This is a genomic window from Bradyrhizobium huanghuaihaiense (assembly GCF_007830635.1).
Lineage (GTDB): Bacteria > Pseudomonadota > Alphaproteobacteria > Rhizobiales > Xanthobacteraceae > Bradyrhizobium > Bradyrhizobium huanghuaihaiense.
On sequence record NZ_VLLA01000071.1, the window covers coordinates 1 to 7,070 of the forward strand.

Annotated in this window: 9 protein-coding genes; 6 read left to right on the forward strand and 3 right to left on the reverse strand. The window is 55.2% G+C overall.

Going from position 1 to position 7,070, the window contains the following annotated elements:
• Together IQ16_RS46275 and IQ16_RS44265 are read left to right on the forward strand one after the other, a co-directional pair.
• A partial coding sequence (locus IQ16_RS46275) for a hypothetical protein (RefSeq protein ID WP_167526386.1) occupies positions 1 to 180 on the forward strand: 180 nt, incomplete at its 5' end.
• Positions 170 to 592 carry a hypothetical protein gene (locus tag IQ16_RS44265; protein ID WP_157789304.1) on the forward strand — a complete coding sequence of 141 codons (423 nt, stop codon included), beginning with the start codon at positions 170 to 172 and terminating at the stop codon, positions 590 to 592. The genes IQ16_RS46275 and IQ16_RS44265, both read left to right, overlap by 11 nt.
• Positions 593 to 2,215: 1,623 nt before the next feature.
• Here the strand turns inward: IQ16_RS44265 and IQ16_RS44275 are convergent.
• On the reverse strand, positions 2,216 to 2,899 hold the full coding sequence (locus IQ16_RS44275; RefSeq protein ID WP_026312933.1) for a helix-turn-helix domain-containing protein: 684 nt from the start codon (positions 2,897 to 2,899) through the stop codon (positions 2,216 to 2,218).
• Positions 2,900 to 3,436: 537 nt separating this feature from the next.
• Here IQ16_RS44275 and IQ16_RS44280 point away from each other — a divergent pair.
• Positions 3,437 to 3,703 (forward strand): DUF3551 domain-containing protein, encoded by a 267-nt coding sequence (locus IQ16_RS44280; RefSeq protein WP_145832234.1) that lies wholly within the window; start codon positions 3,437 to 3,439, stop codon positions 3,701 to 3,703.
• Positions 3,704 to 4,150: 447 nt separating this feature from the next.
• Here IQ16_RS44280 and IQ16_RS47205 read toward each other — a convergent pair whose 3' ends face one another.
• Positions 4,151 to 4,570: a hypothetical protein gene (locus tag IQ16_RS47205; protein WP_223153697.1), complete on the reverse strand. Its 420-nt coding sequence runs from the start codon at positions 4,568 to 4,570 to the stop codon at positions 4,151 to 4,153.
• A 235-nt stretch (positions 4,571 to 4,805) separates the two neighbouring features.
• Here IQ16_RS47205 and IQ16_RS44300 point away from each other — a divergent pair, with 235 nt between their 5' ends.
• Genes IQ16_RS44300 through IQ16_RS44310 form a run of 3 tightly spaced genes read left to right on the forward strand, consistent with a single transcriptional unit; the run spans position 4,806 to position 6,634 of the window.
• Positions 4,806 to 5,180 carry a type II toxin-antitoxin system RelE/ParE family toxin gene (locus IQ16_RS44300; RefSeq protein ID WP_035668596.1) on the forward strand — a complete coding sequence of 125 codons (375 nt, stop codon included), beginning with the start codon at positions 4,806 to 4,808 and terminating at the stop codon, positions 5,178 to 5,180.
• The gene (locus IQ16_RS44305) at positions 5,177 to 5,497 is read left to right on the forward strand and encodes a helix-turn-helix domain-containing protein (protein WP_011084909.1); all 321 of its coding nucleotides are present in this window, start codon (positions 5,177 to 5,179) and stop codon (positions 5,495 to 5,497) included. Before IQ16_RS44300 ends, IQ16_RS44305 begins: the two co-directional genes overlap by 4 nt.
• Before the next feature lie 12 nt (positions 5,498 to 5,509).
• Positions 5,510 to 6,634, forward strand: a complete 1,125-nt coding sequence (locus IQ16_RS44310; protein ID WP_011084910.1) for a DUF3800 domain-containing protein — start codon at positions 5,510 to 5,512, stop codon at positions 6,632 to 6,634.
• A gap of 264 nt (positions 6,635 to 6,898) precedes the next feature.
• Here IQ16_RS44310 and IQ16_RS44315 read toward each other — a convergent pair.
• Positions 6,899 to 7,070, reverse strand: a 172-nt coding sequence (locus IQ16_RS44315; protein WP_145831711.1) for an integrase core domain-containing protein, incomplete at its 5' end; no start/stop codon positions are given.

The following is a 7,070-nucleotide window of genomic DNA, read 5'->3' on the forward strand; positions in this document are numbered from 1 at the left end:
CCGTCCGATCAGGCCTATGCGCTGGCGGCCTACCAGTTACCGCAAGGTGAGGTCGAGACGGCGCTGGCGCAGATCTGGGCCGAGCTCCTTGGTGTGTCTACCTGGGGCTTCTTCGAACGCATCACTGAAGAATTTGGCGCGAGAGTTTGTTTTGGATCGTTGTGGAACCTTGCGCGATGAATATCGCGAGGTTTTAGAACGCGACACGGAACAATGTTCCATCTCTGAGTTGCTCGAAAAGGCGCAGCAAACAGGAGCGTTAGCTCCAGATCACGATCTTCACAGTGACGTCTCGATGTATCAAAGGGCCGCGGCATTTCAACGGGCGCTACAATCGTATCGCATTCCGTCGCTCCCAATTGAAATATACCAGTTTTATGCCAGTGAGCCTCTTAGTCGTTGGGTACCGCCTGACAAGCAATCTGGTCGCGATGCAAACCTGCCAAAGCTTGGCTGGGACCTGGTCGTCGATGCGGGGGCCATTCATGCGGTACCTGTTCCAGGCAACCACGCGACAATGGTGAGCAACCCAGAAAACCGCCAAGTTCTCGCTCATGCTATTTCAACGGCCCTAATCGGCACTCTTGAATAGGCTCAAAGAATTTCTCCGAAGGCTCAGGTTCGAAGTTTCGTTTCTAGACTAGCCCCAAATATCCATCCCACAAGACAGACCGGGAGTAGATGTTGCGGGTAATCGTACCCGACGATGTTCCATTCAGCGACGCTGACGACGACACGTGCCCGAATGTGTTGATAGTCCCGTTCGTGGTGGAGGGACCTGAATACGGGCCACTCAAGATCGGTCCAGCATACTGCTGCTGGACCGCAGTGTCACCGACGTTCAGGACTAGCACGCCATCAATGTTGTTGGTCGCAAGCCCCTGACGAATTTCTGCATGGTGTACGTCCGCATTGGTGGAAACAACACCAACCCATCTTCAGCAACGACGCCGGCTTTCTTCCTTCCTCTGAGATAGTCGCCTGAATGCTAGAAACTAGAGCGGGGGCCCGCGACGTAAGCGGCTATCCGATTGACCGGTTCGGAGGGAAGGTCCCGGCCTGCATACCTTTTGTATGGATGTTGTGATGCATCCTGCTAGTGTCGTCGCCGCAACGGCTAAGGCGAGGAGCGCAACCCCCCAGTGAAGAAATCGCTGAACTGAACCAGCCCCGCCCCACAACAACTATCGAGTTATCTTTTTTCGATACTCGTCTATCATTGCTGTCGTAACATCACCCAGGTAGCACAGCGGTGCCGCGCCGCCCGGCCGCGAATAGGCGCTTCTGCTGCCGCATGCCCGGCCATTGCGCATCGTGTCATCCGGGCAGGCGCAGGGTCTGCCGGTTGCGTGATATTGATCCCGGCTGGCCTTAATCAGGATCGCGGCGATGGCCGCGGCGGTCAGCGCAACTTCGATCTTGCGTTTTGTGTCGGTTTGCTGTGGGGCGGGATCTTGCAGTGTCTTGGGTATTGCGGTGGCGCCACGCGGGCCGGGCGGAGCAGTCTTGGAAGCTTGCGGCTGCGAAGGGCTGCCCGGCACCGCCGTTAGCGCGAGCGGACTTGCTGGGGGGCTGGTTAGCTGCGCTACCATTGCAGGCGCAGAAGTAGAGGGTCGCCCGTCCTGACGGCCGACGGAATAAGCTCCTATGGCTGTAAGGCCCAGAAGCACGATCACAGTCCAGCCCCGCATGAGGACATTCAAGCGAAGCCGGAGCGATCGGGCAAGTTGCAAATTGTAAATCGAAGGCAAGCCCCCGTATTTTCCCGGAAGTGGCCTTGATGGAGGATTAATTGGGCACGGCCCGTCCGGCCAAAAGCGCATGCTTAGACGTTCGTCGTGTTGTTTCGAATGAGCTTCGGACACGAAAACGTACCGGCGTTTATGCTGTACAAATGAACAGGCGTGCCGACCTTCTGGGTGATTTCGCCTTTGAGACGTTGCGGCGCGCGTGAAACCCGAATGCATTCCATTCGAGATCGAAACGGCGGTCGAGTCTATTGCAATGGTTTGCCGTCGTCACCGGCGTTGGCTCAAGGGCCTGTATGATCCGGCGGTGTTTACCGGCACCGCCCGAAGGTACATCGCAGCGTTCGGGAAATAGCACTCGATAGCTGATTGGTTGCGCCTCGGAGGTGAGATCAATTTTCCTGAAAGTGCGGTAGTTGCTGCGGGCGATCCTAACCGCGACCGAAGCTTTTCACGCCGTCCGCATGTTAGCTTTGCAGGTCAAGGCTCGCGAGCCGCTGCCGGTCCAGAATCACGATCTCGCGTTGGGTATTGCCGATGAAATCGAGGACACCATCAGTGTGCAATTGCGACACTGCACGCGAAACGGTTTCGACGGTCAAACCAAGGTAATCGGCGATGTCGCGCCGAGACATTGGGAGCGAGATCACGTCAGCAGCCGTGAGTCGTTCATCCATCTCGTGCAAGAACGCGGCAACGCGCTCCAGAGCAGTTTTACGTCCGAGCAGCAGCATATGGTCTTCGGCGTGTTGCAAGTTATTCGTCGTCAAGCTGAGCAAGGTGCGCCAGACAACCGCGTCATTCTCGGCGACCGTCTCAAGGTGTTGCCGCCTGATCAGGCGAACAGCGGTTTGGATGATCGCTTCCGCCCTAAATCGGTGGACTCCGCCGTTCTCGAGTCCAAAAATATCACCCGGCAAATGAAATGCGCCAATCTGGCGCCGCCCATCGGAGAGTAATTTGCAGGTCCGTACCGCGCCTTTCCTGACCTGGTAGACGTACTCGGCTGGCTCACTCTCGATGTAGATGGTTTTACCTTTCTTGTAAGTGAATTCACTCAAGCTGACGATCGGATTCGAGCCGCTCGATATGCCGAGCTCACTGAGCGAATTGATTAGGGATCTATGGTCTGTGGTGATGCTCACGAACATGGTCCGACACTCCTGAACCAGAATATACGAAGGGGAGCCTCGCGAATTGATCCGGCGCAATCTATGGATGTCATTGTAACAAGCGGCCATGAAGAGGAGAAGTCGTGTCATTGTGACGCAGTGCGCGCGCAGCAGTTGAGGTGACGCAATGTGTTGTCATCCGGTCGAGGGGGGGCCCGCAACGCGCGTCGGAGCGAACGAAGCGATCATGGATTGAGTGCCATACGAGTGTTCTGCTGCGCGAAGGCGACAAGTCGCGCTTAAAAGATGCGTTTCACTGCGGAGTATCTTTGAAAGGCGGCTTCGGATCGCGAGCGAGTGTGTCCAAGACCAAGGACGGGTGCGGATAATCGGCTCCGGCCCTCTTAAGCCCACCCTGATATCCAACGTCTGCTCAAGAGCCCCCGTCGAGGCTCTGCCACGGGTGATTGTCTCGCTGACGATGGTCCAACTGGACCCGACACCGGCAATTGACTAAGATCAAACCTCTAATACGGATGCTCTATCCTTCAGCGAATTAAGGAGGCAAGAGATCTCATGCCTTACCTTCTCGCTACCGGAATCCTAGCACTTCCTATCCTCGTCAGCTTTGGATCAGATTTGACCGCTGCTTCACGGGTTCATTCGTACACCCCACCGGCTCGCCAAGACGTTTATTGCGTGCAGGGCCGAGCCTGGGGATATCCGGGCAACTGCCAGTTCTCGACCTACAGTCAGTGCATGGCTACCGCATCCGGCACCTACGCTTATTGCGGTATCAATCCGATGTACGCCTTCGAGCGACAGGGAAGGCAATTGCGCTGAGGCGAACGTCGTCAGGTCAGCCAAGCAGCGTTGGATGACGGACGGACCGTTCAGACTCGTGTCGCGGTTCGCTCGACCCCAGCCGCTGAATCGGCTGATTGGTCCGTTCGTTCGACTGCGCCCGGTGCCATCCTTGCATCTGGACGGCGATATCCGCTCCTGGGGCGGGGCGACACTATTCGAAACGGATCTTCTGGCTCAGATCTCTCGGAAGATAGCAGAAGGCCCGCGCTCTTCCCAGTACTGTCTCAATCTGTCTCAGAGTTCAGCGCGGCGTGCAGCCGAGCCTTCTCCAACCGAGACCTGAGTCCATTCAAACAGGCGGCCAGTTTGGCGAACTCCTGAATGCTGACATAATCAAAGACGAACTGCTCAACCTCTTTCTGCTGCTCGTAAGGATCTTGCGAGCGATGCCCGTGAGCGACAAAAGGACGTACCTGGCATCATTCATGTCGGATTTCCGGCGCACGAACTGCTTACCTCAAGCTCCCTCGATTGCTTGGTGATGAAACCCGACTCGACTCTCATCAGCTTCGCGACAGCATTGACGGGAACACCATCTTCTTCCAGCTCCGTCAGAGCCATCAAGATCATCATTTGCGGACCAGTAATGCCAAGCGCATTCGCGTGGTAGGACCGAAGATCGCAAGACATACGTCGATTGATCTGATCTACCATGTAAAGCGCCTGAGTAGATCCTGACTGACGCGCGGCGCCTTCCGGGAGCGTGTTGCCAATGCAGGCAGCTTGGGTGGCATCTGATCTCAGGAGCTCCAGCCTCAAAATATTGCTTGCTGGCTGGCTGGCTTCAGCAAAGAGGACCGGTCCTCGCTGATCACTTTGACGCGCCCAAAGCGCCCCGATCAATCAGTCGCCACAGCTAGACCATTCGTTCCGGTTCGATTTATGAGGATATTGCCCCCTCCCCAGTGGCGATCACCATAGCTTCAACCCAAGATCGAGGCCATCAAAAGTACGCCTAGCGACGTTGATGGACAGGATCGGAGAGGTCGTCGACGGGCAGTGGCGGAAATTCGCCATTTATAAGCCCGTCAGGAAACCCTTGCAAAATTATAGCAGTAGTGCTATAAGAGAAGGGCGAATGACCACACAGAAGCCCGTAGTTTGGATCGGATCGTCAAAGGACGATCTACGAGCTTTCCCGGACGAGGTTCGCCGCGTCATGGGGTTTGCGATCAATGATGCACAAAACGGCGACGAGCATCCTCGTGCCAAGGCCTTAAAGGGCTTTGGTGGCCGGAGTGTACTGGAGGTCATCGACGATGAAGATGGCGATACGTTCCGTGCCGTCTACACCGTACGCTTCGCTGGCGTTATCTATGTCCTTCATGCCTTCCAAAAGAAGTCGAAGAAGGGGATTGAGACTCCGGAGCACGACATCTTGGTAATTCAGGCCCGGTTGAAGGCAGCCGAGGCTCATTACCAAGAGAACTACGGAAAAGGAGGCAAGAAATGAGTAAGGCAATTAAAGCAACCGCAGGCAGCGATAATATTTTCGCTGACCTTGGCTTTGCCAATCCTGAGGAAGAACTCCTCAAAGCCAAACTTATTCGTGAGCTTCGTGCGATCATCAAACGTCGCAAGTTGACTCAGACAAAGGCTGCCGAACTGCTAGGCCTTAAACAGCCTGATGTATCTGCCCTAGTGACCGGCCGCGTAGGGAAGTTCTCGATCGACAGGATTGTTCGATGCCTAGATCGGCTTAATTATCGTGTGGACGTCGTTATCCGTCATAAGCCCGTTCGTCGCGCATCCTCGCGAGCTGCGGCCTAAGAGTGGGAATGGATGGATATTGACGAACTTCGGGATGCTGAAATCCAGCTACATGGTTTGACCAAGGCCGACGGCGTCTATACGTTTTATCACGATGAGACCAACAATATCCGCAAGTTGTATATTGACGATGGACGTTTGAACGTTGCTGAGCTGAAGGTATTCGTCCTCGGCGGCATTGTGCATGAAGGAGCACCGCGACCGATTGAGATTCAATCGCTTCGAGAAGCGATGCGTATCCAGAAGACGGCTCCGGAAATCAAACTGGAGCATGTCGCCAAGGGTAACTTTCTTGACGTTCTTCGCTCCCGAAAGCTGACCACGTTCCTTCGATGGCTTATCGATAACGGGTTGATGATCCACTATCACGAGCTGGATCCATTCTACTGGTCAGTTGCAGATATCATCGATTCGATCGTGCCTGAACTTGGCAATCCGATGCTCTTGCAATACCACGTCTTGCTGAAAAGCGACCTCGTCGCAGTGCTGCGCTGCGAACTGGCCGCAACCATCCAGCTATTTCACGATTTCGGCTATCCGGGGTTATCACCCGAGGGGCGGAGACCCTTCCTCGACAGGCTCATTGAGATTCTCGAACGTAACAGTGATGTCCTCCGGCATTTCAATGCAATGATGTTGAAAGGTGTACTGCAGGCCGGACGGGCGCTGGAGAGTCTGGAGTTCATTGAAGGTTATTACCCGAACCTGCTCATCGATGAGTTCAGTACCTTTTACCAGGGACGTATCGCGATCTTCAAGAATTCGACCCACATCTTCGACATGGAGAAGGTCATCCACGACCGCCTGCTGGAAACACCTCTGACCAGCCAGGGGAAACCGGTTGCGAACTTCCGATTTGCGGATTCCAAAGCCGAGCTAGGGCTTCAGATCTCAGACGTTATTGTGGGCGTCTTAGGAAAGATGCACACCTACTTTACGAACACGGGTCATGAGGACGTCGCTGCGGATCGAGAGGCTCTGGCCGGGACGAGCCTGGAGAACGCAAAACTCTTGTCGGACCTCATCTCAGCTTCGCATGCAGCCAATGTCACGTTCCTTCATCATGTCGCCAGTGTGCACGACATAGATAAGCTTGATCTGTTTCTTCGCTTTCCAGATGGGGCTCACGTTGCATGAACGAGGCGATCAATAATCGGCATTCGCGAGGGTGGGATACTTCGAACTTCTCAGCTGAACGTCGGGAGTATTTAGATGGTGATCTTGCCTTTGAAGCAATTGCAAGATCTATAGCGTCAGAGCTGGCCCCGGTTGTTTGGACAGCGCCCCGCTGGATTTAAGTGGATTCCTGCCGGGTTATGCTGAACGCGGGGCTTTACGATTTTGTCGTTGCGTCGGGAGGGCGTAGCCCGACCAGAGCGACGACAAAATCGTCGGCGACGGTCATGCGGCCATCACCATAGCTTGCGTGCCGAAGTAAGCCTCGTCGGGCGTGCGCCCGTCAAGGCTCGAGTGAGGGCGTCCCTGATTGTAGAAGGCCAGATACTTGGCAATTGACGCTCGCGCCTCGGACACGCTGTCGTAGGCGCGGAGATAAACTTCTTCGTATTTGACC